22 protein-coding genes and 1 pseudogene are annotated in these 24,885 nt (G+C 63.1%); 7 read left to right on the top strand and 16 right to left on the bottom strand.

The window, feature by feature from the left end:
- Positions 1 to 2: 2 nt before the first annotated feature.
- The 16 genes from virB10 to ABT392_RS11150 form a co-directional block, all read right to left on the bottom strand.
- Positions 3 to 1,424, bottom strand: a complete 1,422-nt coding sequence (virB10, locus tag ABT392_RS11225; RefSeq protein ID WP_334275923.1) for a type IV secretion system protein VirB10 — start codon at positions 1,422 to 1,424, stop codon at positions 3 to 5.
- Positions 1,421 to 2,383: a TrbG/VirB9 family P-type conjugative transfer protein gene (locus tag ABT392_RS11220; protein ID WP_334275922.1), complete on the bottom strand. Its 963-nt coding sequence runs from the start codon at positions 2,381 to 2,383 to the stop codon at positions 1,421 to 1,423. Before ABT392_RS11220 ends, virB10 begins: the two co-directional genes overlap by 4 nt.
- Positions 2,380 to 3,162, bottom strand: a complete 783-nt coding sequence (locus ABT392_RS11215) for a VirB8 family type IV secretion system protein (protein ID WP_334275921.1) — start codon at positions 3,160 to 3,162, stop codon at positions 2,380 to 2,382. The genes ABT392_RS11220 and ABT392_RS11215 overlap by 4 nt, the downstream gene beginning before the upstream one ends.
- A 45-nt stretch (positions 3,163 to 3,207) precedes the next feature.
- Positions 3,208 to 3,912 carry a TrbJ/VirB5 family protein gene (locus ABT392_RS11210; RefSeq protein WP_334275920.1) on the bottom strand — a complete coding sequence of 235 codons (705 nt, stop codon included), beginning with the start codon at positions 3,910 to 3,912 and terminating at the stop codon, positions 3,208 to 3,210.
- Positions 3,913 to 3,937: 25 nt separating this feature from the next.
- Positions 3,938 to 5,002, bottom strand: a complete 1,065-nt coding sequence (locus ABT392_RS11205; RefSeq protein ID WP_334275919.1) for a TrbL/VirB6 family protein — start codon at positions 5,000 to 5,002, stop codon at positions 3,938 to 3,940.
- Positions 5,003 to 5,011: 9 nt separating this feature from the next.
- Positions 5,012 to 5,419 (bottom strand): hypothetical protein, encoded by a 408-nt coding sequence (locus ABT392_RS11200; RefSeq protein WP_334275918.1) that lies wholly within the window; start codon positions 5,417 to 5,419, stop codon positions 5,012 to 5,014.
- Entirely contained in the window at positions 5,416 to 7,905 is a 2,490-nt protein-coding gene (locus ABT392_RS11195) for a VirB4 family type IV secretion/conjugal transfer ATPase (RefSeq protein WP_334275917.1), read from the bottom strand. The genes ABT392_RS11200 and ABT392_RS11195 overlap by 4 nt, the downstream gene beginning before the upstream one ends.
- A complete protein-coding gene (locus ABT392_RS11190; RefSeq protein WP_334275916.1) occupies positions 7,889 to 8,221 on the bottom strand; it encodes a VirB3 family type IV secretion system protein in 333 nt (110 codons plus the stop codon). The genes ABT392_RS11195 and ABT392_RS11190 overlap by 17 nt, the downstream gene beginning before the upstream one ends.
- An 18-nt stretch (positions 8,222 to 8,239) precedes the next feature.
- Positions 8,240 to 8,530: a TrbC/VirB2 family protein gene (locus ABT392_RS11185; protein WP_334275915.1), complete on the bottom strand. Its 291-nt coding sequence runs from the start codon at positions 8,528 to 8,530 to the stop codon at positions 8,240 to 8,242.
- A complete protein-coding gene (locus tag ABT392_RS11180; protein WP_334275914.1) occupies positions 8,527 to 9,036 on the bottom strand; it encodes a lytic transglycosylase domain-containing protein in 510 nt (169 codons plus the stop codon). Before ABT392_RS11180 ends, ABT392_RS11185 begins: the two co-directional genes overlap by 4 nt.
- Positions 9,037 to 9,046: 10 nt before the next feature.
- Positions 9,047 to 9,619 (bottom strand): hypothetical protein, encoded by a 573-nt coding sequence (locus ABT392_RS11175; RefSeq protein ID WP_334275913.1) that lies wholly within the window; start codon positions 9,617 to 9,619, stop codon positions 9,047 to 9,049.
- Between the two features lie 480 nt (positions 9,620 to 10,099).
- Entirely contained in the window at positions 10,100 to 12,589 is a 2,490-nt protein-coding gene (locus ABT392_RS11170; protein ID WP_334275912.1) for a DUF4238 domain-containing protein, read from the bottom strand.
- A 64-nt stretch (positions 12,590 to 12,653) separates the two neighbouring features.
- The gene (locus ABT392_RS11165) at positions 12,654 to 15,002 is read right to left on the bottom strand and encodes an AAA family ATPase (RefSeq protein WP_334275911.1); all 2,349 of its coding nucleotides are present in this window, start codon (positions 15,000 to 15,002) and stop codon (positions 12,654 to 12,656) included.
- Positions 15,003 to 15,073: 71 nt separating this feature from the next.
- Entirely contained in the window at positions 15,074 to 15,514 is a 441-nt protein-coding gene (locus ABT392_RS11160; RefSeq protein ID WP_395385755.1) for a hypothetical protein, read from the bottom strand.
- A gap of 270 nt (positions 15,515 to 15,784) precedes the next feature.
- The gene (locus tag ABT392_RS11155) at positions 15,785 to 17,176 is read right to left on the bottom strand and encodes an SNIPE associated domain-containing protein (protein WP_395385756.1); all 1,392 of its coding nucleotides are present in this window, start codon (positions 17,174 to 17,176) and stop codon (positions 15,785 to 15,787) included.
- 1,039 nt (positions 17,177 to 18,215) lie between these two features.
- The gene (locus ABT392_RS11150; RefSeq protein ID WP_395385757.1) at positions 18,216 to 18,473 is read right to left on the bottom strand and encodes a helix-turn-helix domain-containing protein; all 258 of its coding nucleotides are present in this window, start codon (positions 18,471 to 18,473) and stop codon (positions 18,216 to 18,218) included.
- A gap of 110 nt (positions 18,474 to 18,583) precedes the next feature.
- Between ABT392_RS11150 and ABT392_RS11145 the strand changes: the two genes are divergently transcribed.
- The 7 genes and pseudogenes from ABT392_RS11145 (at position 18,584) to ABT392_RS11115 (ending at position 24,883) form a co-directional block, all read left to right on the top strand.
- Positions 18,584 to 19,369, top strand: a complete 786-nt coding sequence (locus ABT392_RS11145; protein WP_395385758.1) for a transposase — start codon at positions 18,584 to 18,586, stop codon at positions 19,367 to 19,369.
- 18 nt (positions 19,370 to 19,387) lie between these two features.
- Positions 19,388 to 19,864: an RNA polymerase sigma factor gene (locus ABT392_RS11140; RefSeq protein ID WP_395385759.1), complete on the top strand. Its 477-nt coding sequence runs from the start codon at positions 19,388 to 19,390 to the stop codon at positions 19,862 to 19,864.
- A gap of 11 nt (positions 19,865 to 19,875) precedes the next feature.
- Positions 19,876 to 20,040 (top strand): annotated as a pseudogene (locus tag ABT392_RS11135) (DUF4880 domain-containing protein); the annotation flags it as partial.
- A gap of 162 nt (positions 20,041 to 20,202) precedes the next feature.
- Positions 20,203 to 20,925: a FecR family protein gene (locus ABT392_RS11130; RefSeq protein ID WP_395386833.1), complete on the top strand. Its 723-nt coding sequence runs from the start codon at positions 20,203 to 20,205 to the stop codon at positions 20,923 to 20,925.
- Between the two features lie 517 nt (positions 20,926 to 21,442).
- A complete protein-coding gene (locus ABT392_RS11125) occupies positions 21,443 to 22,369 on the top strand; it encodes a hypothetical protein (RefSeq protein ID WP_395385760.1) in 927 nt (308 codons plus the stop codon).
- On the top strand, positions 22,362 to 22,832 hold the full coding sequence (locus ABT392_RS11120; protein ID WP_395385761.1) for a hypothetical protein: 471 nt from the start codon (positions 22,362 to 22,364) through the stop codon (positions 22,830 to 22,832). Before ABT392_RS11125 ends, ABT392_RS11120 begins: the two co-directional genes overlap by 8 nt.
- Positions 22,829 to 24,883 (top strand): AAA family ATPase, encoded by a 2,055-nt coding sequence (locus tag ABT392_RS11115; RefSeq protein ID WP_395385762.1) that lies wholly within the window; start codon positions 22,829 to 22,831, stop codon positions 24,881 to 24,883. Before ABT392_RS11120 ends, ABT392_RS11115 begins: the two co-directional genes overlap by 4 nt.
- The last annotated feature ends 2 nt before the right edge of the window (positions 24,884 to 24,885 follow it).

Raw genomic sequence — 24,885 nt, 5'->3', positions numbered from 1 at the left:
CGTCAGGGCCGAGCCGGCCCCCCGGCGGTGGGCACCAGCGCGTACACGCTCGAGAAATCGACATCGCGCACGACGTAGATGCCGACGATGCCGCCCTGGTTCTGATAGATCAGCGGTGGAATGTTGATGGTGCTGTCCAGCACCTTCTCGGCCAGCTTGCTGCCGTTGGCCGTGGTGGAGGGCAGCACGATGGTGTCGCCCTGGCGGTCGTTGGACTGGTGTTGAATGACGAGCTTCACCGAGTCGTCGATGAGCGAGAGCAGCATCGCAGCGCCGATCCGCTCGCTCCAGCGGTTGTCGACATGGCCATCGATCCCGGATTCGCCGAGTTGCCCGGTCGCTGGCGAGTCGAGGTCGACGGTCACTCCCAGCGGGGTGCGTACGCGCGTCCACAGCACGGGGATGCGCACCATGCCGGGACGAGCCGTGGTGACGCGGTACTCGCCATCCAGATGCGAGCCGCGCTCGATCAGCAGCACGCGCCCGTCATCGCCGTACACATTGCGCTGGACCAAGCAGCCGACCATGCCTAAGCTTGCCGTGACGATCCGTGTCTTGAGGGCGCAGGTGAAGGCGGTTCCCTTTGGCAAGGTGAGGCTGCGGTTGCCAATCATGGATGCTGCGACCTTCGGCGTAGAGGATCCGAGGAGCTGGCCGCCGAGCAATCCGGCGTGTGAGGGGCTGCCGTACGCGTTTGGCGCGGGCATGCCCGTCGGGGCCATCGCCGGCAAGGCGCTGGCGCTGCGGGCCAGGTCGGCCGTTCGGTTCAGGTTCTCCAGCAGGCCCTGGAGTTGTCGCTGGTAGGTCTGCAGATTGCGTGACGTCGCATTCAACGGGTCATGGGAGCCGGTGTCGGCGTCGCTGGCATCGACAGGCCCGTGCGTCTCGGCGGCACGAAGCCCAGGGCCCGTGACCGGACCCTGGCCGGGTCGGGTGCTGACCAGGAGCACCGGCGCGTCTTCGGGCTGCAGCGGTTTGATGCCTGTGGCGCTCGATGGACTTGATCCCGTCCGGCGAACGCCGATTGGCTCCGCCAACTCCTCTTCGGTTGGCACCAACGCAGGGACTCTTGGCCCTGGTGTGGACGACCTTGGGGCTGCCGCTGTTGCGATCGTCCCAAGCTCAAGCCTGCGTGGCTCGCCGGTCGCCGCAGCCGGCTTGTCGCGGAGCATCTTGCCGTCCTCTGCATGGGTCGTCGTGGTCCTGACTGTGAAGCGCTGAATCGCGAGGGCTGAGGCGACCACCAAGCTGCTGACGAGCAGTACGACTGCCACCACCCCCTTCTTGGAGACGGGCTGCCGCTGCTGTGCCGCAACATCGGGCAGGCCCATTTCGCCAGGCAAGGGGGAGAACGAGCCATCACCCGCGCCCGGAGGCTCAGCGGTGCCAGCGGCGCCCTCGATGCGCGGTGGTTCTGCGGTCATGGGGCACCTCCCGGGCGATCAGATCGAAGGACTGCTTGTGCGGGCCGTCCTGGTTGCTCAGTCGCCCTCAGCGTGCGCCGAAGGCCAGGGACGGTCGTTGCCTCTTCGGGTGGCACGCCGTCGAGGTCGAAAGCCTCGTTCCAAAGCCCCACGACAGCCGCGCCGGCGCGCAGCACGAGTCGGCGGCTCACCCGGTCAACCACCAGCAGATCGTCTTCAATGCGCGCATTGACAAGCGTCTCGCTGCCGTCCGGCAGGACGTGGAACACTGCTGGTATTTCACGGTTTCCGAGGAAGCGCAGGTAGGTGAAACGGCCGTCATCGAAGACCAGGGTCGGCACGATGTCCTGCGAGTAGGCGCCTTCGGCCAAGGCGTACTGAGTGTTGAGCACGACTGGCTTCGCTTGCAGCCGCTCCGACACCAGCTGCTCCGCCGACGGGCGTGGAGGCAGCGGCGCCAGTGAGGCGTTCAGCGCTGGTGCGGACTGCATTGCCTGGGCTCTTGCCAGAGGGGCAAGGGCTGGCGCCGCGAGGGGTGGGGCTTTGACGACGAGTCGGTGGAGCGACGGCCGGGGATCTTCGTCGGCGAGGACAACGAGCCGGAAGTTGTGAATGCGCCGGTTGGTGACGACCGCGAGATTGTTGGGTGAGGCAGCGATGCGCTTGGGCTTGATGAACAGCGTCCGCCCCCCAGGCTGGGCCGCAATGCACCAGGCTGACTCCAATTTGGCGCAGTCGCCGCCGAGACCGGCGCCCACCTCGCTGATGGCCTCGTCCGCATCGAGCACCACCAGGGTCACGACGCCACGCTTGACCGGCACCGCGACCACGGCATGGGGGTCGTAGTGGACTTCGCGAAGGTGAGCATCGGTTCCATGGGCCGTGGCTCGCTGGGCCATCGCTCCTGCGCAGACGACCAGCAGGCTGCAGGCCGTCGCAAGATGCAATTCAGTCTTCATGGCCGGCCCCCTACGGTGGCGGTGGCGATCTCGGGGTCGGATCGATACGCCAGAACGACGAAGCCGAAGGGGTTCTCAAGTCGATCCCGCTCCTTGGCAAAGACGCGAGGTTGGTACTGGAACACGACACTGGCGATATGGCGTGTGGTCACCTCGGGCAGATTGCGGTCCGCGACCCGCGCCACCTTGTCGTAGGTGACCGTGGCCTCGCCCCTGTTACCACTGCGCCCCGATGCGGACAGCCGGATGCTGACGATGCCGATGCGCCAGTCTTCGGTCGCACCGACCTTTTTCTGCAGGGCGCTGTCGCCCTCGAACTGGCGGTTGTAGTCTGCAAACACGGCTGGCACGGCCATGCGAGCGACCTGGTCGAAGTCGCGCTGCAGGAACATCCAGCTGTAGCCCTCCCGTGCGCGGACGAAGGCGGCCAGATTGTGTTTGTCGAGAGCCTCCAGCGGGGGCACGGTCTCGACGCTGAGCCGCTGCTGGATGGTGGTCTCGCCCGTGAGTCGATCCACCACAATCGGGATCTCGACCACCTGCCGCAGCGGACCTTGAACAAAGACTGCGGCGATCCCGGTCAGCCCGATGAGCATGCTGGCGCCAGCGACCCACCAAGCGCGGCGCTCTGAGTATTCGAGCATCAGCGCCCGGTCAATCTCCCAGGCGGCGTTGGCGCTGATCGACGTCGTCGCTTCGGTGTCACTGCGATCAGTGTTGTCTTGATCAATGGGACCGGGCAATGCAGCGGCTCGTCCTGGCATCAGGAGTGCACTCATGGCTGTTCCTCATAGGGCCGCGCGGTCGCGCGGTTGGGGCTGGGTTCAGGGCAGGTAGTCGGCGACCTTCCCTGTACGGGTCAGCATCTGGTACTGACGCTCTCGATCACGCGACCGCGCGATGCGTTCCTCACTGTCCGACATGCCCTGCAGCATCTGAATTTGGGACATCTCGTGGTTCAGCAGCGCGTTCTCTGCGCCGATGCGTGCCTGGATTTCCAGAACGGCCTTCTGATCGACCGTGGCGTTGATCTGGCGCATCAAGGACTGGATCTGGTTGAGCCGGCCCGCTGCGGACTTCATGGCGTCCTGCAGCATGCCCTTCTGCTGGTATGGCTGTGCCAGCGCCGCCTGACATCGGGTTTGATCGTCGCCGCTGCGGTCGAGGCAGTTGTAGACCATGTGCCGATCACGCAATGCTTTCGCGGTGATGTTGAGACCCGCGTAGCCGGAGGCGTTGACCGCGTTGAACAGGGTATAGGCCTCGGCCGGCACATAGTTCCGCAACGTCGGATTGTTGAACACCTCTCCGAGGTTGCGAATGCCGCTGATGCTGCGGAGCTGGTCCTCCAACTGGACGATCTGTTGCACCTGGTTGTTGATCGCGGTGATGTCGTTCATCACCTGCTGGACAGTCTGGATCAGGTTGGCGACGTCTATCACTGGGATGCCTTGCGCCTGCGCTCGGTGGGGGCCGAAGGTGCCCGCGAGAATGCAGACGGCGGCGGCCAGATGAAGTCGTTTGCGCATGGCAGTGCTCCTGTGCTGGATGGAGTTACGTCCGGCCGCGCGTCGCGGCGAGCTTGTAGGCGGCAGCCCGTGCCGCACCGTATCCGCGGCTAGCCGCAGCCCTTGTACTAGAGGCTGCCGCGCCGACGGCTTGACCCATCGCGTACGGCGCCCCGGTGCCGGCCCGAACAACGCCTCCCTGAGCACCGCCGGCCGCCCCTCTTGCGAACGACGCTGAGCGCAGGCCCGAGACCATCATGACGTTCTGGATCATCTGGACGCCTTGCTGTACGGCAGCCCCGCCGGTCAGCGCCGCAGCGAGGCTCGGCGCCTGGAAGCAAAGGATCGCCAGCAGGATCATCACGATGCTGTACTTCAGTGATTCAGCGACGACGTTGAAACTAGGGCCGAGGAAGCCGCCTTGATCTTGAATGACTTGCACAAGCCTTTCTCCCATGGCAGCGCTGAGCCCCAACGAGAAAAACGCGAACCAGGCGAGTACCACAGCATTGAGGACCATGGACAACCAACTGTCGAAGAAGCGAGCAGTCGGGCGCCAGGCTAGACATAGGATGAAGAGCGGGCCGACCGCCAAGCTGAATGTGAGGAACACTTTCGCCAGCGTCACGACGAACAGCGCCAGACAGAGGAAGATGACGTTGCCGAGCGCTGTGACGACGGCTGCGAACACCAGGTCCAGCCGCGTGATGCCAGCGTCTTTTAGAAGGTCGACGACGAGCTGGCTGGCTCGTTCATTGAATGCGTCAAGAATTGCGTAGGGCGTTGTGGTCGTTGCGGGATTCGCGGTTGACGGAAGGAAGGTCGCGGCGACACCGGTCGCCAGCGCGTTTGCCGTTTCTGCCACTTGTTTGATGTAGACACCCGACTGGAGGGCGAACGCGAGCACCATGCCGATCTTGAAAACCTTCCAGACGAAAGCCGGAACGTTGTCCGACACCTCGTTGCGCAGAACAGCCCAGCCGAACAGCGCGACCCAGATCGTCATAGCTGACAAGGCGACCGGCGTGATCGAAGTCATCAGCGCCGCAATCACGCCGACCACGTAGGTGTTCAACACACCGTCGAACTGCGAGCCGACCCAGGCGAACATGATGATTTCTCACTGAACGATGGTGTTGGGCAGCGTCTTTGTGGTGACGCACTTGCCATCTAGGCTTGGCCGTTCGCACTGCAGCCACTGCCCCTTGGACTTCACGACCCAAAGTCTCGGCCGCTTCTCAGCGCCGAACGACGAGGCACGGCAGGTGCCCGGCCGTGCATAGAGCTCGGTGCACTCCTGAAGCCCTCCATTCGTCTCAATCATCAGCCAGCCGCCAGCGGTGCATGCGGGGCTGGTGGCAGGGCACGGCTTGCCAAGAGTGGCCTTGGGCAACGGCGGCGTCTCGACCCTGGTCGTGCCGTCGGCATGCCGGCTGACCGCCTCATTGCCCGTCACGAATTGCGCGCAAGCGCCTGTGGCTGCCAGTGCCAGCGCACTCAACGCTGCGAGATGCTGAACTGCGTTCATGCTGCTCTCCCGATATTGCGAAGCCTTCGATCCTGAACCTCCCGCAGGAAAACGGGAAGCCACTGAAACGGATCGTTGCCATGGCGTTCACGCACCGTATCGAGCATGGCTACGTTGTCGGTGGTGCCCGACAGCACGGCGATGAAGTCATCCAGGCCGGTCAGGTCCAATTCGCAGATTGCGCTGGTGTGCCCCTGCTTCACCAGGAATCTCCGGCCGCCTTGCGCGCTGAGGCCCCGCACGATGTCGAACTCGGCCTGGGTGAGCCCGAAGCCTTCGACATACTCCTCTCGAACAGCCTCGGGATTGGCCAGGAAGATCTTGGTCACACTCTGCTCGATCATCGTGCGGCCGATGGGGTGGCGCAGCACGTCGGACGGGCTTTGCGTGTCAAAGATGCCCAGGCCGTTCTGCTTGCGGATCGTCTTCTGCTTTTGCTTGGCGAAGTCGCTGAAGACCTCGTGGTCGAGCGCCTTCCAGAACTCGGAGATCACGTAGATGAGCCGCTCACCATTGACGAGTTCTTCCATCACCTGCAGCAGGTACATCATCACCGGCGTGCGGACCTCGGGCAGGCCAAGGAACTCGGTAGTGTCGAAACCGATGACTGCCGCGGCCTGCAGGTCGAGCAGCCGGTCGTCGGCTTCGTCGAAAACCCAACCCAGCGCGCCACCCTGGCACCAGCGGCCCAAGCGCTCGAACAGGCTGTTCTCGCCAGACTTGGGTAGGTTCTGCCGTACGGTCGAGAACCGGCGCAACGGTGCCGGCATCATCGCCACGGCCCGGACGGCATCCGCGATGGCGCGTTCGTCGGCGGGGAGCAAGGGCAGGGCGACGGTACCGATGCAGGTGCGTACCAGCTGCTCCCAGAACTGGATTCGCGCCGGCGTGGGTTCGCGCTGCAGAGGGTTGCAGCCCGTGGGTTTGCCTGCTTCCAGCGTGAAGTAGCGGCCTCCCAGCGCGCGGATGGCGATCTCACAGCCACGGTCCAGATCGAAGAGCACCAGACGTGGCGCGGGGGACCATTTTTGTGTGAGCGTCAGCAGGAACATCTCCAGCGTGGTCTTGCCCACGCCGGTCGAGCCGATGATCAGCGTGTTGCCCGGCAGCTTCTTGTCGGCCGAGTCTTCGCCTTCCGGGCTGCTGTGCAGATTCAGGTAGAACGGTTGACCGGAGGGCGTGCGCAGCAAGGCCAGCGCCTCGCCCCAGGGATTGCCATCGCGCTTGCCGCTGGCGAAATTGTGCGCGCTGGCCAGCGCCGCAAAGGCGCGCGATGACAGCTTGGCATCCCGTGGCCGCCATTGCCAATTGCCGGGCATCTGGGCAAACCAGGCGGCATCCGCCACCAGGTCCACAGGCGACATCTGCAGACTCGACGCTTCGCCGACGGCGCCAATGGCCTGCGCGGCACGCCGGCCGGCGTCGGCCAGGTCCTGGCCGAAGACGACCAGGCTGTAGTGATACTCGCCCATGCAGAACTGGCCATCTCCGAGGTCGTTCAGCGCCGTGTCCATCTCGGCGATCTGACTCGCCACCACGTCCTCGCTGGCGATCAATTGGTCGCGCTGCAGTTCCAGTGCCCGCATGGCGTCGCGGCGAGGCAGGATGGAGAAGCTCTGCGTCTCGATGAACTCGCTGTTTTCATAGAGCAGGGCGTTCAGGATGCCGGGCTCGACCGCATCCGCGTACTCCTTGATGTCGACCAGGGCGGCGTAGCGCCGCGTGTCGCCATGCCGCAGTTCGAGCTTGTCTCCGCCGAAGGACAGACGCACCGTGGGCAAGGTTCGGTACAGCGGACCGGCCGCCATCGGCACAGGACTCGAACGACCGTTGACCAGATAGCCGAAGAACTCTGCGACCTCGGAGTAGCTGCGTCCGCCCCGATGCCGGGCGCCCAGCAGCCGAGGACCGAAGCCCCGGAGCACGCGCGCCACCAGCGCAGACCGCTCTTCCATCACGCGCATCGCGTCGGCCTGGGCCTCGGCAATGGCAACCCGCGAACGCGGCCTGGCCCGCAGCGTGCGGCTGAGGCGGGAGGCAGCGGCCGGTCGATAGACCAGCGTCAGGTAGAGCTCATTGCTCATCATCGGATGCGTGCTGATTCTTGCCTGGTAGGCTCGGGACAGGTCGCGAGCAAAGCCTGACTCCGGCGGCTCATGCAGCTGATCGGTGACATGGCGGTGCAGGCGATGGGTCCAGACTGCCCATTGGCCTCCGGCCAGGTTGCGCAGCAGGCTGCAAAGCGCCTCATGTCGCTCCGCGATCTGGTGCTCGTCGGCACATTCGAAGGCGATGCCCTCCAGGCGCCAGACCCGCAGAAAGTCTCCGCCGCGCGTGATGACGTCGTGCGGACTGAGCATCGACGAGAAGGGGACGAAAGCGGCGAGGGGGTTCTCCGCACGTGCTCGCTCCCAGTGCCGCGGCTGGGCCTTGCGGCGCCATGGCAAGCGGCGCGCCGCCTCGGGAGTGCTAGTTGTGCCAAACATCGCGGGCTCCTCTGTAGTGGCTGGGTGAGTAGCTGCGCGCGCCCCAGAACCGGTGGTTGCGGTCATGCAAGCGCAGCTTCAGCGCGACGAAAACTTGCCTGAAGCGCTGATCGTCCTTGGTGCTCACGAGTCGCATCCAGAGCCATGTGGGGCCAACGGCTGCGACGACGCACAGGGCGACCCACCAACTGATCAGGATGCCGCCCCACAGGATTAACAGCATGCCGGCGCCCAGCAGCACCACCAGGGGAGTGAGCGGGACGCCCAGCGTCATGGCCGGCCGCGTCGCGCCCTTGTAGATGGTTTCGCGTTGCATCGCAGTCACCGCCCTGGGTCAGCTCACGATGAACGCTGCAAACGCACCGGCGCCGCCAATCAGCGTGCCGCCGATCAGGATGTTCGCCACATCGACCAGGCGCGCCGCCTGAAAGATCATCTTGAACCCCGCCCAGATGATGGCGATGGTGACCACCGCGATCGACACCACCACCAGGATGGCGTTGACGTTCATGACCGTGGTGTTGATCTTCTCGAATCCCTGGGCGAGGGCGGCCTGAGTCAGTGTCCCCAGTAGCAACGGCAGCAATGCGCTCGCGGCCCGGCGAATCGTCGTGATGATCTTCATGGCTTTTCCTTTGGTTGCGCAGTGGTGGATGGGCGGGCCAGGTCGCCAGCCGCAGCGGCGACTTTGCGCACATAGCCGTGTTTGAAGCCGGTGACGAAGTCGCCGCTGTAGTAGCAGGACAGCGCCTGTCGCAGCGCGGTCTGCTCCGTACTCGGCAGGTTTTGGGGCGCTGGGACCCGGGCCATGCATTCGGTCAGCACCGCCTGCATGGCGCTCAGGTTGGTGCAGGGCTCAAAGGCCGTGTCCACCGTCAAGCCCAGGCGCTCGAAGTTGCCCAGGTTGATCTGGCCAAGCCCTACGCTGAAATTCCATCCGGTGGCGTGCAGGGCCTGGGCCGTGGCCAAGGCTTCAGGGCGGTTGCGGGGCTGGCGCGCCAGCTGGCCGCCGACCACGCCGATCGCCCATGGGTTGAAGGCGCTCTCGACGCTGACCAGCGCGCGTGCCGTGTCGGCATGCAGCTGCGGGGCGCAGGCCAAAGCCAAAGCGACGAAGGCGGAGGCATCCATGCTCACGCCCTCAGTTGGCAGTGCCAGCCGGCGGCGGCTGGTTGGCGAGCCAGGCGGCGTAGTCGTCGTCGAACCGCGTGTCCCAACTGCCGAGTTGAGCCTTGGCGGCCGGACTGAACTCGGTCACCGTGCTGCCGTCCATGCTCCACCAGGTGCGAGCGAAGGGTGTGCCGTTGACCGTGACGGACACGGCGCCGGCGTAGTCGCAGTAGTAGCGCGGGCCCTTGGAGCCAGCGGGGAGCCGTGTGTACTGAGGCGGGCAGAAGCCGGGCGCACTGGCCCAGGCGTGGCTAGCGGTGTTGTCGCTCCCGACCATCGCGCAGTTGGGGAAGGTCTTACCCCGAGCCAGGTCCCGCAGCAGCTGAGTGATCGTGGGCACGCATTGGGGAATGGAGCGCCAGCTCGGGGCGGCAAGGCAGAGCAAGACCTGGCACCCGTCGACCGCTGCTGCGGGCGTGCTCGTGCCCAGCAGCACGGCGAAGGTCGTCAGCGTGGCAGCGCCGCCGCGGATCCGGCGGATGGGCGTCGCAGCGGCATCCCTTCTGGATGGGCTGAGTGGTGCGGAGGTCAGGCAGGTAGTCATGGCGGAGCTGGCAGTAGTTGGGACCGAGGGGTTTCGCATCAGGGCGCGTTGCTGCGTCCTGTATGGAAACTCTAGGTGCCAAAACGGCTAGCTCGTGTGATGGCTTTTGACGAAGAATCAGCGGGGACGGTTTCCACAAGCTGTGCTGGTCGCGAGCGGCTGTTGCGCAGCGTCAAGAGCCAGTCACGACCGCCAAGCCTGCCCACGCTAGGTATCGATAGGCCGACATCCGATGCGGCGATCCGCATTGGGATGGATGGCCGAAGTTCGACGTACAGCGGACCATGGCCAGCGACTGATCGGCCGTACGGCTTGAACGCCTGCTTCGTCGTCATGCGAACTCACGGTGCCGACCCATTTCAGCCCTCGGGTTGCTTGGACTGGACGCCTATAACCTGCCGCTCAGAGATTAGCTCGCGCTGATGCGCGCCGTAGAAATGACAGTACACACACAATTCAATGCGGGCTGCGGTCTCGACTTTATCGGCGCAACGCTGCGTGCGGGGCGGGGATTCCGCCAGAGCCACTGGCCGGCTCCGGAGCATCTGCGTCGTCGGCTTCATCGAACACGAGGCGCAGCGCATACGGCACAGAACGGGGCCGGGTCGCGCCCGCGAACATCACCAGCAGCCGCTGCACCTCGTGGCGGAAGAAGCCCTCCGGCGGCACATGCAACTCCAACCGCGCGGTGAGCAGGTTGTTGTCGTCGATAGCGGGATCCTTGCGCTCAGCCTTGCCGCGGGCCTGCCGCAGCTGCGTGGCCAGGGCTTGGGGTTTGGCGCCTTTTTCCGGGGACGCGACCGAATCAGCCAGGCGTCGCAGCAGCGCATTGATGGGCGGTAGCTCGCCCTCGTTCAACCGCTCAGCCACGCGGACCGGATTCAGGTCCACCGGGAAGGTGATCGCGGCCAGGGCCTGTCGAACGCGCGCCCAGCCGTGCTGTGACGCCGCGCCTGCGGGCTGTGCGTCCATCAGCAGCTGTTCCCAGTGAGCGTCTGTATCCACGTGGATCACCGATCCGGTCAAAGTGGCCAGGTAGAGCGCGGACTCCAGGTTCAGCCCTTTGTAGATCTGGTGCTGCGCACCGGCTTCTCTCACGGGCAGCGGCTGCAGAAGTAGGTATGGGTCGGCCTCGGCCTGGCGCCGGAAGTACGCGACCATCTGATCCACCATCGCGTCGCCTGCGTCGGGGGCCTGGTTGGCAATGTGGCGGCGCAGGGAGTCTTGCGGCAGCATCCGGATCATCCGGCGACCCTCGTCCTCGGCGAGCTTGAGCCGTTGGTGAAGGCCGCCCTTGGGCGGTTTCCACCCAGCGGTGCGGCGGGTCAACACCTGCCTTACGTGCTGGCCGAGAGGGGCGCAGACCTCGCCGGGATCCGGCACGAAATGGACGAGGCCGGCACGGATGTACGGCTCCAGCTTTAACAGCAGCATGACGTTTTTGAGCGTCTGCATCTTGTGGCCGGCGGGCGAGTCGATTGGGCTGAACTCGGGCTTCAAGTTCCGCGCCACGAAGAACGGGTTCACGAGCACGATCTCATTGACATATGGCAGCCAGCCCAGCACCGCCGCTTCTACCGTGCGTGGATCGGCCAGACCGAGGAAGACCGAGCGCAGCTTTTTGGGATGGGGACGCGGCAGCAGCGTGGCGAGGTCGGTGTCGTCAGGCCAGAGGGACGAGAAGGCGCCGTTGATGCGCTGGACTTGGTCGTCGCTCAGGGTGCGGCGCACGTCATCCCAGGTCGCACCGTCCTGCAAGCCGAGGATGCCAGTGACGACATTGCAGAACATCAGGTTGCGCTCGCGCAGGCCGTAGACCTCCCACGGCGGGCGCTCGGCGAGGGGCAGGCGCTGGCAGCAGTCCTTGAAGGCGTACGCACTGCCGCAGCCGCAGTAGTCGTTGGCCGCGATGCTCTTGCACGGCGACTTGCGGGTCAGGAATTCGTGGGCCTTGGACGTGCGGCCGTGTTCGTCCCAGTACCCGGAGCTGCCATCCTTGTAGCCGACAAAGATCTCGCCCCCGAACTGCCAGAGGTCGGACTTCGGCAGCAGCACCTGGGCGATCTCGGCCCATGTGCCGCGGTAGTGCCGCTCAGGGTAGAGCCAGTCCTTGTGAGCCGCCGCGATGCAGCGCTTCGCGCGCAACTTGAGCAGGTGGTTGATCGCGATCACCTCGTCGCGGGTCAGGCGACGGTCGCGGATGAACGCGTCCGTGCGCACCAAGCCCATGCCCTGGTGCCGGGCGTTCGTGCGAAGGCGCGTCAGGTCTTGCCGGTCGGGCGCCTTGGCATATTCGAGGTGCGTAAAGATCAGGCAGGTGTTGGCGTCCAGCACGAACACGGTCTGCGTGCCAAGCGACGCCACCATCGGGTCCAACGGATAGGCGCAGTCCTGCTTCGTGGGATCGATCTGCGGGTTGTAGACCGTCACCGGGTGGTCCGTCACGATGAACTTCACGTCCGAGTCAGCCGCCGACACGACCTCCCGAACGCCCTCGGCCCACATCGTGCAGTGCATGGTCCGCAGGGCCTGCATTTCCACCATCAGGTCGATCTGGTCCAGCTTGCCGTAGCACGATCGGATCCAGTCCAGCCCCTTGGGCGTGCGTAGCTTCTGCGCGGCCATGTGCTCGAAGAAGTCCTCGAACAAGTCATGGACATCGGCGTGATCGCCCTTCACGAAAGCGAGCACCGCCTTGGCACCCTGGTCATCGATGGCGCCGAACAGGTGCTTCTCGATGTCGTCGCTAACGATCGAGCCGAAGTGCGTGGTGTACAGGTCGTACTCCACGAAGCAATTCACAGGGCCCCATTCGTGGAGCGCCTTGCGCGGGACCTGGCGGCCATCAAGCAGCGTCTTGCGGTCCGGATCGAGGTTGAGGTGGAAGAGACGAGACTGGCCCGGGGCGAGGAAGCCTCGTTGGTACCACTGCGGGACGTAGTGGTTGTTCCGGGTCTGCTGGTCGGTCATCCGCTCACTTGGGTCGTTCGGAATCCTGATTGTCCCTTGGGTGCGTCCGACCACCGTGCGCGCCTCATACGCTTGCAACGAGGTCGTTCATGCTCTTGAAGTGAGCCGCGTCACTGTGCTCGATCAGGGCAAACAGATCCCTGAGCACCGACGGCGTCTCGGCCAGCATCGACGGGTTGTGCTCCGGATCCGCGATCTGGTCCAAGTGCGAGAAGGCGTGCAGGAACCGCAGGATGCGCGTCTTGGCGGCGTTGTCGTGGTCGATGGCGTCGAGCTGCTTGTAGAGGTCGCCGGTCTGGTGAGGAACCCGGAAGGCGAGGAACGCCTCAAGCAGGCGTCGGGCCATGTTGGGCAGCGCGTAGTACGCCTCCAGCGTCGGCGCACTGGGCTTCTTGGACTCATCCTGCAGACGCTTGAAGAGGTAGTGGTACTCGGACTCGTAGCCCTTGAGCAGGGGATCCAGCTCGGAGAGCTTCGCGCCGCGCGTGCCGTCCTTCACCTCCGTGGACAACATGTAGAACCTCGCGGGGTGGAGCGCGGCATCCTTCTTGTTCTGCTGCGGCAGCTTGTCGAACCAGAGCCGGACCTGACGGAACAACGTGAAGTTGTGGGTCAGGACGAACAGCTGGCCCGCCGCAGCCGTCCGGGCCTTCATGTAGCCGAACGCGCTGAAGAGGGAGTTCGCATCGAGGCTGGAGACGGGGTCATCGATGACAACGACGCCGTTCTCCAGATCGAAGTCGGTGCCCTTCAGGGACTTCAGGAAATACAGGAACGCGATGGACGTACGCTCGCCGTCGCTCAGGTGCAGCGCGGGCTGGTCGCCGCGCATGATCTTGTAGCCGTTCTGCTCCACATCGAAGCGCAGCTCGTCGCGCCCGAGGTACGAGGCCAGTTCCTTGTTCAGCTCCTCGGCGGGCCGCCGGTGCTGGCGCACCTGTTGCTCCAGCGCGGCGATCTGCCTTTTGAGGTCGTTGGCGGTATCCGTCGCAGTCTTCTGATCGGCAGTCGCGGTGGAGACTGCGGCGGATCTCGTCCTCCAGTCGGGCAGGGCGCGGAGCAGCTCATCGCGGGCCAGCGACTTTCTCGCGTCGGCGACGATGGTCTCGAAGTTCGCGGTCTGGAGGTTGTGCTCGGTGATCAGCTCGCTGAGTTTCGCGAACGCGGTTTGCCCGAGCGCCGCGCCGACGACCGCCATGCCGGTGTACAGGCCGCGGAAGAGCGTTTCCCACCCGCTGGCCGGTGCGTCATCAGGCTTGTGGCTGCTGATGAACGGCATCAGCTCCATGCTCTTGAACGGCTCATCCCGCTTGGCGTGCAGGGCTCGAAGCAGGACATCCAGCGCCGACGTCATCATGCTAGCCTGGCTGTTGAGGGACTTGAGCGCCTCGCCGTAGGCGGTGCGCAGGTTGGCGTAAAGCGCCTCCTTGGGCGGGATCTCCAGCGATTTCTGAAACGCTTGGGCCTTCTGGACCTCGGCGATCAACTGGCCAAGCTCTGACTGGAATCGCTTGAACTCGTCGTTGAAGTGATCTTCAAGCTGCTGGACGCGCTCGGGCTTCAACGGGCCGCCGCAGAACTCGCAGGTGTCGGTCGCGTTCTCCCCGGTGTGTAGGGTCAGGCCGGAGGCCACCCAGGTGGCAAGGCTCGGGTTGGCTGCCAGCCGATCCACCACCTTTGACACGACGGAGCGCTCAAGCGCCGCTCGCGTCTTGTTGGTCATATCAACAAGATCGGGAAAACCCTCCGATGGCTCATTGACGGTGTCCATGATGGCGGCGTTCCTCGCGTCGAGGTGCTTCTTCCGGTCGACTTCCGACAGCTTGGCAGGCTCGGGGTTGGCCTGGGCGAGGCTCGCGACGTCCGCCTTGAAGTTGGCAGCGTTGTAGTTGTTGTACGGTCCACCACCGGCGACCGTCAGCAGGCTCTTGATGCCCTTGGCTTCTTCGGAGCAGAGCGACTCGAAAGCAGTGCTGGCGGTGGCCTCGTCCCTGCGATGCTTGACCGCCTGTTCCAGCGCCGTGTTCAGCTGGATCGTGAGCTGTTCGATCTGCTTTTGCTTCTCGACGCTGTCCTCGCCGAGGAAGAACACGGGAGGCAGTTGCTGGCCGGCGGACTCGAAGACGCTGCGGTCGACCGTATCCCGATTGAAGACGCGCAACGCGGGCAGGGGCGCGGTGCCGAAGTCAGCGCCGTTGACGATCGCCTGGTCGACGAGCACTTGCACCTGGCCCTCGGAAAGTGGCTGCTTGAGCTGGAGGTGCCGGAAGATGGTGGACAGCGAGGTCTTCCCCGCACCGTTCCATCCGTAGATGACGTTGTAGCGGCTGAAGTCGTGAAGGCCCGTCGCGGGCCAACTGAAATCCCGAAAGATGCGATAGCCGTGGGCCTTCGCAAGGCGTGCAATCCTCATCCGATCTCCCTGGTTCTCTGTCTCGTGCCGGGGCGCCTTTCATGCGTCATTGAAAAAACGCCTTTTGGCGCTCATGCGTAGACCTTGAACAAGCGATCCCGTCGGCCAGCGATAAAAACCTTGATGAAGATTCGTCGGCCATCGAGTGCTTTCGCGCTCCAACCGAAGTAGTCCGCACCAGTGAATCGCAGGGTCGTCGTGGAATGCGCCTCTACCTTTGAGTCCGAGTGGTCGTAGTCCGGACTCGCAATCACCTCAAACGAACGCAAAGGCCAATAGCCCGTTACGTAGTACAGCTCCCAATAGGTGAGCAGCAATGGGCTACCGGAAATGTTGCGAACCAGGACGCAGTTTCCTTCCTCGGGATTGCTTGTAAAGGAGTGGCTGACCTCCATGCGGAACCGATCACGCCACAGCTCAAAGACCTTCACAAAGCCCAGCGCGCTAGACAGCGCCGCGCCGTAGATTGCAACCCAGTCCTTTGCCCCAAGGGCTGAAACCCAGTCAAACATCCGTTACCCCCTGATTTCCCGCTAGTCCTTGCTGTCTTCTTCTTCGGTACTCGTGCGCTCCCTACTCAGGGCGCAGACCAATGAACGGTGTCGCTAGCAAGTCCGAAACGACACTTCAAGCATGCCAACCTTGCCTGCAACATCGTTCATTGTCTGGAAAGGATGCTTGCCATGAACTAGCGCACGTCTCATGGCGTAGCAGAGCCCCGTGCGGCCTGGATGCGGTGTACTTGCGTAATATCGCCGAGTCGGTCGCAGAACAAAAAATGCTCAATCTAGGGCGCCTGCTACCGCGGCCAGCTCCGCCGCCTGGATGGACTCTGCAGGCATCCCCATCCGAAGGCTCTCGCGGTATTGCTCCGCCGGCGCCGCGTGCACCACCTCGACCACCGCGTCGTAGTTCGCCCGGATCACCGCTTCGATCTCCTTGAGGTCGGCGTGGAAGAACTCTTTGCGCCCATTGACTTTGTTCATCCGCCCTACCGCAAAGTGCGCGTGCAGCTTGGCCTCGAGCGCCGGTGCATTGTCGGAGAACACTAGGGCGTGCACGTCGAACCGGAATGGAACTGAGGCATCGCCGAGTTCGTCGACTCGGTCCATCGGCTCCAAGCGTCGTGTCATCCCGATCTTGTAGACCCCTTCGCCGAACGCGCCGATGTTCGATATCACGTACACGTAGCCGGCCCGAGCGTTCTGCTCGCGGTAGTCCAGGAGGCGCTCCTCTTCGTCAAGCGCCCCTTTCTGCTGCTCCAGTTCGGTGAGGCGTGCCTGCAGGTCCTCTCGCTCTTGCTCGTCCTGGGCGCTTGCCAATCGGATTTGCAGTTTCTGCATCGCACTGGCGAAGTGCCGACGCTCCTTGTCGATCTTGGCACGCGCTTCGCGGATTTCACGCTCCAGCTTTTCCTGCTCGCGCTGATCCTCGCGAGCCTGGCGCGCCATCTCCTTCTCTCCGGCCCGCTTCACTTGGAACTCGTGCGCCAGGTGTAGCTCCGCTAACTTGCGCTCAAGGATCACGTCCTTCCACCAGCACTCCGTCCGCTTCAGCAATTTGTTGCAGGCGTCGAAGGAACGGCGAATGCGTTCCTCCATTCGGTCGACGTTGTTGAACTTGACGTTCTCGATGCAGTTCTCGCACTCGCTGTTGAAGGCGCGCAGCGAGAGCTTCAGGACGTCCTTGCGCAACTGCTTCCACTCCGCCTTCTTCAGCGTGACGCCCTCGTGGTCCCAGCTGTCGACTTCCTTGCTCAGTCGCCGGGCCGACTCCTTCTGCTCCTCACGGATTGCATCCAGCCGCTCCTTGTAGTCGGCACTGTTGGTGAACTGGTACTTGGGCTCGTACAGCGCGAACGATTCGAGCTCCACCGTGTCCTCTGCAACCAGGATTCCCGTCTGGATGTCCTTCAAATTTCGAAAGGCGGCGTCCACATCGGCCTGGGCCACCGCCACCTGTGCCTTGGTCTGAGCGAGCCGGCCTTCCTCATCTTCGATTCGGTCTTTGATCTCTACCAGGCTCAGGAGACCGCTTTGCCGCAGCTGGCCCTCCAGTACCTCGCAGCGCCTCCGAAGCTCGTCGGCAGACGACTGCGAAGCCTTCAGATCGCGCTCTAGTCGTTCGGCTTGGGCCCGGTGCCTCGACCCGTTCCAGAAGTCGCTCAGTGCCATCAGTCCTCCACTCTTTGATCCGATTGCGACGAACTATATCCAGGGCGCAAAGTTGAGGTCTGGGTCCACGGAACCGGCTTCAGCTCCATAGACGATGCTTTCGCCGCGTTCGCGCGGCCGGTTCCAAGGCTGAGGACTAAACCGCTCTACAAGGACTCCGTCTCAGGTCAAGACTTGAATTGCATTTCTGGACGACTGCCTTTCTGATCTGTCCACGGCTGACGGTCGGCTGAAGCTGCAAGGGCGACAGAGAACAGACTGCACATCTACAACCGGTCTTGTTGCACCTGCCGGTGCGGACCCAGATACGAACCGCTCAGCCGGGCTCCATTCGCGCGACGGGGTTGGGCACGATCGCCGCCCCAAGCGGTTTATCGATTTCGCCAGCTGCTGGTCTGACCTGTCAAATGCATCTTCGAGAGCACGTCTTGGGTGGAATGAATCGGGTCTGGTAGAACTGTTGATCGAGTCGATGACGACGCTCAGGCCATACAGCCGATGACGGCCACCCTCATGAGCACGGGCACCGAGTTCACGTCTCAGCAAGCAGCGAGCCTTGCTCATCGCAAGGCGGCGCGGGGTGGACTCGTGCCGTCGACGTGCGGCCAGCCTTCAGCGACGGCTGCGTACTGCAGCTCACCGCGTGCCGATGCCCGTGGGCCGTGCGTTGCCGCCAGTGCAGCGTCGTTCCCTGCGATCGACTGGGCTCCGATGGCACCGCACCAGCGGACTCGCAACGCCGAATCCCCATAGCGACCGAGCCTTCGACAACCGCCACCACACGCGCCGCGGTTTCCTCCCCCGAGGTTTGTCCAACACCTGCCCTCAGGCCGGCGTGATGCGTGGCCATGCGCTGCGCGACGGGCAGATGTCGGACAAACCTAAACTGAAGCGGCCGGTCAGGGTCTGCGGCGCTCAGAGACCGGTTTCAGTGGTTGCTGCCACTCAGCGTCCACGCGAAAGACTGGGGTCAGCCTTGACCGGCAATAGGGCAGAGCGGTCTATGCGATCGCTTATAGCGAATTGCGCATCGGACTAGCTAGCGGTCTCTCGGTCTCCCGACGTCGCTGGACAAGCCGACTGCCAGTTCGACGAGAGCAACGATCCGTGATGCTTTGGTGCCGAGCGGCTTCGCCAACTTTACGAGCGTGGTCAGTGTTGGCTGTCGCTCGCCGCGCTCAAGCATGCTGATGAAGTTGCGCTCCAACTCGGATTCGAAGCCAAGTTGCTCCTGCGTCAGGCCGGCCTTCTTGCGCAAGCTGCGCAGAACACTTCCAAATGCGATTGCAAGATCCAAGAATTCCTCCAACTATGGTTGGAGAAATTGGGCTGGTTTGGTACTATTTTGTCCGCCAACCATAGTTGGAATTTCTCTGTTGCTATGCCTGTCTTCTGCGGGAGTTCGCAATGACCAGAACCTTGACCAAGGCGGATTCAAGGGTGCCTGTGGCGCTGTGCTGGCACTACTTCAGTGCGCATGTCGAAGAGCTGCGCGTCCAAGTGCTTGCGGCCAATGGAACTCCGAGCGACCTGACGGCGACCTGGGCGTTAGGCGTGCGAGCAGACGGCGACTGGGAATCGCTCGGTGCTTGGCCTGGGGCGGCGGTCGGCCCGGCGTTCTGGCGGAGCGTCTGGGAGGATCTCGACGGCCGAGGTGTCGATAGGATCTCGCTGGTATGTGCGGCGGACCGTGATGCTCGAGTCTTGTGTCCAGGGGTGAAGGTGCTGTCGCCGCTTCGGTGGGGCCTGGGTCAGGTTTCTGTGCCTGCCGCCTCCGGCGTTGGTGTGCTCCGCGCCGAAGCTCGGCGCGTAGTCCGCGATGCCTCGGGTGTTCGTCCGGCGCGGCTTTCGTTGGAGCGCCTGCTGGCGGATTCTGGGGCGGGCAGGGCGGCGTTGTCGCCCGACTGGCTTGTGTGGCTGGAGCAGTTCAGGGCGTTCTATGCGCTTCGCCCCCATCGCCGTGCCGTGGTGCGTGCGGGCGACGAGTATCTGGAGCAACTGGGTCTCAGCTTGAGCCGTGCTGTGAGGCGTCATGGTCCCTTCGTTGATCTGGCCGCTGCGGTTTCGTTTGTGGCGCAGACGATTTCGCGGGACGAACTGCGGCTCAAGTTCTCCAAGCTGCCGAAGGCGACTCGGCCCGCGTTGCACTTGGTCGGTCCTGATGCGGCCGGCCTTGCCCCGCCGAGCCAATGACCGGGGAGGGTGCTCGTCATGAAGAAGAATCTGCCTCCCATCTTCTCCCGCATTCGTTCGGCGCTGAAGCGTCGTGGTGCGACCCAGGACACCGACGACTACATCCAGGAAGCCTGGGCACGGCTGGCCAGCTACGAGCGTGAGCAAGTGGTGTTGGAGCCGGAGGCGTTCTTGATGAAGACAGCGATCAATCTGTCCATCGACGCGCACCGGTCGCGCGTGGTCCACGGCGAGCAGGTGGTGCTGGAGGAAGTCGTCCTGGTCGACGACTCACCGCCTGTCGAGTCAATCGTGCTCAGCCGTGAACGCATGGTGCGGCTCGAACAATGCCTGGCCCGCCTTGGCGAGAAGCCGCGCGACATGTTCATGGCCCACCGCCTGGACGGGCTGACCTACCGCGAGATTGCCGATCAACACGGCTTGAGTATCAGCACGGTGGAGAAGCACATCGCCAAGGCCACGCTGCAGCTCATCACCTGGATGGAAGGCTGGTAGCCGTGGTTTCGATGGAAGACCGGGGCAGGGCGAATGAAGGCCCTGAGCCCCTGGTGACGCGGGAGATTGCGGCCGAGGCTGCAGTGTGGATAGCTCGGCTGCACGGGCCAAACCGATCACATCGCATGGAGCGCGCGTGTCGGGCGTGGCAGGCGCGCTCGGCCGCGCATCGGCTGGCGTTTGAGCGCGGGACGGACCTTTGGATGGAGGCGGCGGGCGCGGACCGGGCGGTAGTTGCTCGTGCTGCAGTAACCAACGGGCCTAGGGGCGCGGCGAGGACCGGGCGCCTCAGACCATGGCCGTTCGCGGCGGCGCTGACGGCTGCGGCCCTGCTCAGCGTGCTGGTGCTCAAACCTTGGCAGGGCGGGGACACCTATGACACCGGTGTCGGCGAGCAGCGCGTCGTGATGCTGCAGGACGGGACGCGGATGTCCCTGAACACATCGACGCGGGTCAGGGCAGTGCTTGGAGTTTCGCTACGCACGGTGGAGGTAGAAGTTGGCGAGGCGCTGTTCGAGGTGGCGAAGGACGCGGGCCGGCCATTCGTTGTTCGTGCCGCAGGTTCCGAGGTGACGGCCACGGGCACAGCCTTCGTGGTGCGCTACACGCCAGCCTTCGCGGGCAGCCGAAACGCGGTGGACGTCACGCTTGTGGAGGGCAGGGTGTTGGTGCGCGGTGCGGCTGACGGCATACCTCCCCCAGACCTTGTGCCGACCATGGAGATGTTGCCGGGCCAGCGCGTGCGAATCGCTGGCCGGCCTCGTGCTCAGGCGGGCACCGTGCTTAAGCCGCAGGTCGACCGACCCCGCGTGGATCAGGTGCTGGCCTGGAAGCGCGGCGAGGCGATCTTCGACGACGCATCCCTGGCTGAGGCAGTGGGTGAGATGAATCGCTACAGCACAACGCCGATCAGGCTGGCAGATGCGGCCGTGCTTGGCGGCCTGCGGATCAGCGGGGTGTTCAAGACTGGCGACAACGCGAGCTTCGCGCGAGCTGTGGCTACCCTGCATGGTTTGACCGTGCGCGAGCGCTCGGATCGGCTGGAGCTTGCGCCGAGGTAGCGCTTGTCTATGCAAGGGCTGTGCGAGGGCCTGCGGCCAACAAACGTAGGATGCTCGGTCGCAGCCATCGAGGGGCGTACGGCTTGATCCAGACTGGGTGCAGACCTCGCAATCTGAGCGCTAACGGGAAAATTCCGAGCACTAGAAAAGAAATTGCACTGTATTTGTGTACAGTATGCGTGTGTCTGCCACTCATGCTCCCCTCCGGCTTGCTAGAACGTTCGGCATATCCGACGCGGCGCCTCATGCTCCGTTCTTTGCCAAGTCCGAAATGCGCGCTCGGAGGGAGCCCGCTTTACAAGCAACCATATGTATCGAACAATGCTCGCAAACTAAACACCGTGCGGCAGGTTTGCGCAGCGTCCGCATCGGTGGCGATATGGGAGAACCGCTTGCGCATTTGGCTACCCACTTCTATCGGCGTTCGCCGAATCACGCCCGCACCGCATCTATTGAAGACGGTAGCTGGGGGTATCCCGTCCCGGGATGCCAGGTAAGCGCTAGCGACGACGCTACCGTGTTTCATACCCCCTATGGCCCGTTCGACGGAAACAGTTGGGAGCGGCTCTGCCAGTTGGTATTCAAGCGGAAGTTCGCGGCTGATGGCTATCTGAACATTCCGGCCACACCGGGTGACTACGGTCTTGAGGGCTTTACCAAGAGCTCGGGCTGTGGTTATCAGTGTTACTGCCCAGATAAAGCTTACCCCGCCAAAGACCTGTACGAGAAACAGCGCGACAAGATCACGGCGGACCTGAAAAAGCTCCAGACCAACGAGGCTGACCTGGCAAAGGTCTTGGGGCCAACGAAGTTGCGCAGGTGGTATTTGGTCACGCCAACCATCGCGCACAACGACCTGCTGAAGCATGCTCAAGCAAAAGAGGCTGAAGTCAGGGGGTGGGGCCTATCGATCCTTGAGTCGGACTTCCAAGTCCTGGTCCATGACGGCGACCACTATGCGGCCGAAATTCAGGAGATGCTGCTGGCGACGGGCAAGGCCATGGACTTCGGCGGGCTGTCCACGACGCTCCCTGCGTTGGAAGGCAGTGCGGCTGAGTACGAAGCGAACGTCATTCGAAAGACACGGGCCCGACTTGAGGGTCGAGTTGCATCGGGGAAGGTCGGGACGCTGGCCGAGAAGCTTGCTCAGCAGACGCTGAAGGAATTCCTCGAGCACGACGCCCACTTTCGACGGATCAATGAAGAGGCCCCCTCTGTTCACTCGCGCCTTGCGAGGCTCATCAACGGATACGAGGCACACGTGGTCGAGGCTTGCTCCACCTGGGAGGGCACGCCTCAGGAACTGACCGACAAAATTCGAAATGGCCTGACTGAACGCATCGTCAGGGAGCTGGCGCCAGCCATTGACGAAACGGGCGCCGCGCAAATCGCAAGACTAATGGTCTCCAGGTGGATCGCCGTGTGCGAGGTCGACTATGGCTGAGCTCGCCGTCGAAATGCGTCGCCTACGCTTCGTGCGCCGGCCATCTCCAGTCCTGGTGGAGCACCGCCCGCTATACAAGATCACCCAACTGCTACTCGTACTTCAGATGTCCTCCCGCGGTGGTAAGTCCACTTTGCCGCGGCTGCATCTGTTCAATTGGGCTCTCAAGAGGACCGATCGAATCCAAAAGCTTGTGGACGCGGCGAAAGCAAAGGTCCTGCACATGACTGCCTGGGGCTTCGACCCAGCACTCGCCATTGCCATTCGGCTCGCTCTTGCGGAGGATCTATTGCGCCCGACATCGACCGGGTACCAGATGTCAGATAAGGGCAAGGTCTTCATCGCTGCAGTTCTCAAGGACTCCGACGCCTTTGCGAAGGAACGGGCCCTACTGACGCAGATTGGTAAAGACATAACCGAAGCTATGGTCGACCAGGTAGCAAAGGGATGGGAGTCGGCATGAACATCCGTGCAATCAAGCTGAGGATCGCGACCGCCGAAGGCGAGTTCGGCTTCAAGTTCCAGTTTGGCCGCGGCCTGACCGTCATCCGTGGCAGTAACTCTAGCGGGAAGAGTACGCTCTTCAACTGCCTGATTTATGGGCTAGGTATGGAGGAGCTCATTGGTGGAAAAGGAGAGAAAGTCCTCAACTACGCCGTCAAAGACTACTTCCTGCAGGGCGAGACGCGAACTCAGGTTGACATGTCGGAGGTACTCCTCGAGCTGGAGAACGCCAGCGGCCGAATCGTTACTCTGCGCCGCGCGATTCGTGATGCCGTCCGCCATCCCAAACTCGTTGAAGTGTTCGAGGGCGCACACCTGACGGCCGGTGTTGTGCTGGGAGCGCCTCGCCCGACATACCTTTTTGACGCAGGCAGTGCGCAGAAGGAAGAAGGGTTCTTCCTTTTCCTCGAAGAGTTTATGGGCTACCAGCTCCCCTTGGTGCCAACAACGGCCGGGGGCATGGCCAAGCTCTATCTGCAGACCATCTTCGCTGCGCTGGCTGTGGAGCAGAAGCGAGGCTGGACGGACTACATAGCGAACGTTCCCTTCTTCGGGATTCGAGATGCACGCATCCGGGTGACCGAGTTCTTGCTGGGCCTGAGCGTGTTCGAGCGCCAAGCGCAGCGTGCGAAGCTGGATGCTGAGTCGGTCACAATAGACTCGGATTGGCGGAAGGCGTACGACACGCTGCGGCAGGCAGCGACCGCCAATGGAGTTGTTGTCGAAGGGCTTTCGTCTTCCGCGACGGCGATGTTCGATGCCTCGACGGTTCGGCTCGTGAAGTCGAACGGCAAGACCCAGACGTCGCTCGCCGACCATGTGAGCGCAATGCGGACTGATCACGCCTCACTTGGGGCGAAGGCGGAAGCATATGGAAAAGCTTCCGGCGCGGAGGCTCTACAGGAGCTCGATTCGGCATCGGCCGAACTCCAACGGCTGAGCGTGCTGCATGAACGCGCCACGACAAACCTCACTCTGCAGAAGGCGTCCCTGGCAGAGTTGCGGCAACTGCTCACGGAAGCCAGCGAGGATTTGGAGCGAAACAAGACGGCTCTCAAGTTGCGCGTCTTGGGAGCTCAGTTGGAGCTCGAAGTTGCTACCGATCATTGCCCTACTTGTCACCAAGCGGTTGAAGACACTCTTCTCTCGGGAATCGTCTCGGGTCCGCAGATGGACCTGGATACGAACATCAAGTACCTGGACAGCCAGCGGCTGATGCTCCAGAGCCAGATCAACGGTGCTCTGGAGGAGATTCGGCAATCCGAAATCGCGGTAGCGGACGTCGCGGCGCGGCTCGCAGCAACACATGACTATCGCAATTCGCTACGGGGAGACGTCAGCAATGGCGTCGCGGAGTCCCGCGCCATTGTGCGCCGGCAAATCCAGATCGAACTGGAGTTGTCCAACCTCAAGGCCTTTGAACTTCTGGCCGCATCTTTGCTGGCCACTCTTGGAGAGGTTGCTGATCGTCTTTCTAGCAACCAAGCGGCGCGGCGCGAACTTCCCAAAGAGACCTACAGTCCCGCAGATATGTCTCGCATCTCGCTGTTCGAGAAGTACTTCCGGAGTAACGCCAGCTCATTCGGGTATGAGAGTGCGGCTATTAACGATATTCGCATTAGTCTCGACACGCTGACGCCCATCCTCTCAGAGATTGAACTCAGGCAGATTATCAAGACGAAGGGGCAGACGAGTCTTACCGCTGACTCCAGTGCCAGCGACTTTGTACGGCTAATTTGGAGCTACCTCCTGGCTCTCCACCAAACCTCTGTGATGCGAGGCTTTGAAGGGCATCACCCCGGAATCCTGTTGATGGACGAACCGGGCCAACACTCGATGCGTTCCATCAGTCAGCATGCACTTCTGCAGTTGTTGAGTGGTCAGAGTGGCCTGCAATCCATCGTCGCAGCGTCGTTCGACGAGAACGAATCGGTATTTCTTGAAGCAACCGCTGGCCTGAAATTCGAGCTCATCCGTTGGGATGGCAAGGTCATTCAGCCGCTGACTTGAAG

The sequence above is a fragment of the Paucibacter sp. JuS9 genome, from assembly GCF_044043925.2.
GTDB lineage: Bacteria > Pseudomonadota > Gammaproteobacteria > Burkholderiales > Burkholderiaceae_C > JAUASW01.
Note: the sequence above shows the minus strand (reverse complement) of the source record. Positions and strands in the feature narration are given on the sequence as shown.

Coding starts and splice junctions, on each gene's coding strand:
- virB10 (WP_334275923.1), bottom strand. CDS start 1,424: ATGACCGCAGAACCACCGCGCATCGAGGGCGCCGCTGGCACCGCTGAG.
- ABT392_RS11220 (WP_334275922.1), bottom strand. CDS start 2,383: ATGAAGACTGAATTGCATCTTGCGACGGCCTGCAGCCTGCTGGTCGTC.
- ABT392_RS11215 (WP_334275921.1), bottom strand. CDS start 3,162: ATGAGTGCACTCCTGATGCCAGGACGAGCCGCTGCATTGCCCGGTCCC.
- ABT392_RS11210 (WP_334275920.1), bottom strand. CDS start 3,912: ATGCGCAAACGACTTCATCTGGCCGCCGCCGTCTGCATTCTCGCGGGC.
- ABT392_RS11205 (WP_334275919.1), bottom strand. CDS start 5,002: ATGTTCGCCTGGGTCGGCTCGCAGTTCGACGGTGTGTTGAACACCTAC.
- ABT392_RS11200 (WP_334275918.1), bottom strand. CDS start 5,419: ATGAACGCAGTTCAGCATCTCGCAGCGTTGAGTGCGCTGGCACTGGCA.
- ABT392_RS11195 (WP_334275917.1), bottom strand. CDS start 7,905: ATGTTTGGCACAACTAGCACTCCCGAGGCGGCGCGCCGCTTGCCATGG.
- ABT392_RS11190 (WP_334275916.1), bottom strand. CDS start 8,221: ATGCAACGCGAAACCATCTACAAGGGCGCGACGCGGCCGGCCATGACG.
- ABT392_RS11185 (WP_334275915.1), bottom strand. CDS start 8,530: ATGAAGATCATCACGACGATTCGCCGGGCCGCGAGCGCATTGCTGCCG.
- ABT392_RS11180 (WP_334275914.1), bottom strand. CDS start 9,036: ATGGATGCCTCCGCCTTCGTCGCTTTGGCTTTGGCCTGCGCCCCGCAG.
- ABT392_RS11175 (WP_334275913.1), bottom strand. CDS start 9,619: ATGACTACCTGCCTGACCTCCGCACCACTCAGCCCATCCAGAAGGGAT.
- ABT392_RS11170 (WP_334275912.1), bottom strand. CDS start 12,589: ATGACCGACCAGCAGACCCGGAACAACCACTACGTCCCGCAGTGGTAC.
- ABT392_RS11165 (WP_334275911.1), bottom strand. CDS start 15,002: ATGAGGATTGCACGCCTTGCGAAGGCCCACGGCTATCGCATCTTTCGG.
- ABT392_RS11160 (WP_395385755.1), bottom strand. CDS start 15,514: ATGTTTGACTGGGTTTCAGCCCTTGGGGCAAAGGACTGGGTTGCAATC.
- ABT392_RS11155 (WP_395385756.1), bottom strand. CDS start 17,176: ATGGCACTGAGCGACTTCTGGAACGGGTCGAGGCACCGGGCCCAAGCC.
- ABT392_RS11145 (WP_395385758.1), top strand. CDS start 18,584: ATGACCAGAACCTTGACCAAGGCGGATTCAAGGGTGCCTGTGGCGCTG.
- ABT392_RS11140 (WP_395385759.1), top strand. CDS start 19,388: ATGAAGAAGAATCTGCCTCCCATCTTCTCCCGCATTCGTTCGGCGCTG.
- ABT392_RS11120 (WP_395385761.1), top strand. CDS start 22,362: ATGGCTGAGCTCGCCGTCGAAATGCGTCGCCTACGCTTCGTGCGCCGG.
- ABT392_RS11115 (WP_395385762.1), top strand. CDS start 22,829: ATGAACATCCGTGCAATCAAGCTGAGGATCGCGACCGCCGAAGGCGAG.